General features: G+C 74.1%; 2 protein-coding genes. Both read right to left on the bottom strand.

All coding sequences use genetic code 11. The features are described from left to right. Window positions 1-90: 90 nt before the first annotated feature. Window positions 91-666, bottom strand: a complete 576-nt coding sequence (locus tag HW445_RS29940; protein ID WP_308800177.1) for a sigma-70 family RNA polymerase sigma factor — start codon at window positions 664-666, stop codon at window positions 91-93. Between the two features lie 65 nt (window positions 667-731). Then, on the bottom strand, window positions 732-1701 hold a 970-nt coding region (locus tag HW445_RS29935), incomplete at its 5' end, for a S8/S53 family peptidase (RefSeq protein ID WP_180223948.1).

The following is a 1701-nucleotide window of genomic DNA, read 5'->3' as shown; positions in this document are numbered from 1 at the left end:
CCTCCCGCAGCAGCCCCTCCACCTCGGCCAGCCGGGCCTCGTCGGAGGGCTCGCCCGCCCCGCCCGCCCCGTCGAAAGTCGTCTGGCCGTTCACAGAACCCCCCGGTCGGTCAGGCGCTTGCGCAGCCTGCGCAGGCACCGCTGGCGAATCGGTCCGATGGAACCCACCGCGATCCCCAGCGCGACGGACACCTCGCGGTAGCTGGGCGGCGGCTGGGCGATGATCAGGCGCAGCAGCTGGCGGCAGCGGTCGCCGAGCGCGTCGAACTCCTCCCAGACCGTGCGGTGCCGGTCGGCCCGCTCGGCCTCGGCCTCGTTCTCGAGAACGGTCTGCTCGGGCGAGCAGCCGTCGCACGGCCGGTCCAGCACCTGGGGGTCGTCGGTGGGCGTCCAACGGCGCTGGGCCCTCAGCACTTTGAGGCACTCGTGGCGCGCGGTCGCCGCGAGCCAGGCGCCGGCCTTCTCGGGCTCCCTGATGCGGCCCAGGTTCTGGGCGAACCGGAACCAGGCGATCTGGTAGACCTCGTGGGCGTCGGCCTCGGAAAGCCGGTGGCCGCGGACCACGGACCACACCAGCGGGCTGAGCCCGTCCACCAGTCCTCGCCAGGCGTCCTGGTCGCCCTCCACCGCGGACTTCAGCAGCTCCGCGACTGTCGCTCGTTCCACTCCCCCACCCCTCGTGTACGGCACGTCATCGTACGCCGTACGGGGGTTGGCCAAGCACGCGGCCGTCATGCCTCCTCCGCGGAGGAGCCGACGGGACGCCAGGTGGGCGGGCGCAGTGCGGGCGCCCTCCGGCCGCGGACCTCCGCGGTCTCCTTCTTGTGGGCGGCCAGCAGGTCGCGGCGGGCCCGGCGGGGGTCGGTCTCCTTGTGGGCCACCATGTGCGCGGCGACCATGGCGGCGACCAGCGGGGTGGCGAAGGAGGTGCCGCTCCAGCGCGCGTATCCGGTGAACTCGACGCGCTCCGGCTCCGTCGGGGAGGTCTCGCCGTCGGCGCTGAGCAGCCCGGAGTGGGCGGGGAAGCGGCAGGTGCACGAGTAGTCGCCGTCGTGCCGGCACGCGTCGTAGCTGGAGTGCTGGTAGACGTACGGGACCGGCGCGTCGAAGCCGGTGAGCGGTCCGGTGAGGCGCTCGCCGGGGGCGTAGACGTCCACCCAGCGGCCGTGGTTGGAGAAGCAGGCGTGGCCCTCGCCGTCGCCGCGCAGCGCGCCCACGGAGAGGACCGCCTTGGCGTAGCGGGGCTTGGCGGCGTAGGCGGCGGGGAAGAACGGGATGTCGTTGCCGTTGTTGCCGGCCGCGGCGACCAGCAGGGTGCCGGGGTGGTCGAGCAGTTCGGCCATGAAGCGCTCCAGGCCCAGCAGACCCTCGTCGCCGCCGGTGGAGGTGCCCGCGGAGAGGCTGATCAGGGCGGGCCAGCCGGCCTGTTCGGCGGCGTCGAGGAGGAGGCCGCCGAACTCGGACTCCAGGATGGCGCCGGCGTCGTTGAGGGCGTTGCTGACGGTGATGTCGGTGTGCGGGGCGACGGCGGCCAGGACGCCGGCGATGAAGGTGCCGTGTCCCGCGTACTGCCGCAGCAGGCCGTCGGCGTCCCGCTCGGCGGTCTCCAGGTCGCCGCGGACCCGGACGAGCTGCGGGCAGCGGGCGTGGTCGCCGGTGAGTCCGGTGTCCACGACCAGGACGCCGACGGCGGCCTCCGGC

The sequence above is a fragment of the Streptomyces sp. UH6 genome, from assembly GCF_013421635.1.
In the GTDB taxonomy this organism is placed as follows: Bacteria; Actinomycetota; Actinomycetes; order Streptomycetales; family Streptomycetaceae; genus Streptomyces; species Streptomyces abyssomicinicus.
The sequence above is the reverse complement of the archived record's forward strand: the minus strand, read 5'-3'. Positions and strand labels throughout refer to the sequence as shown.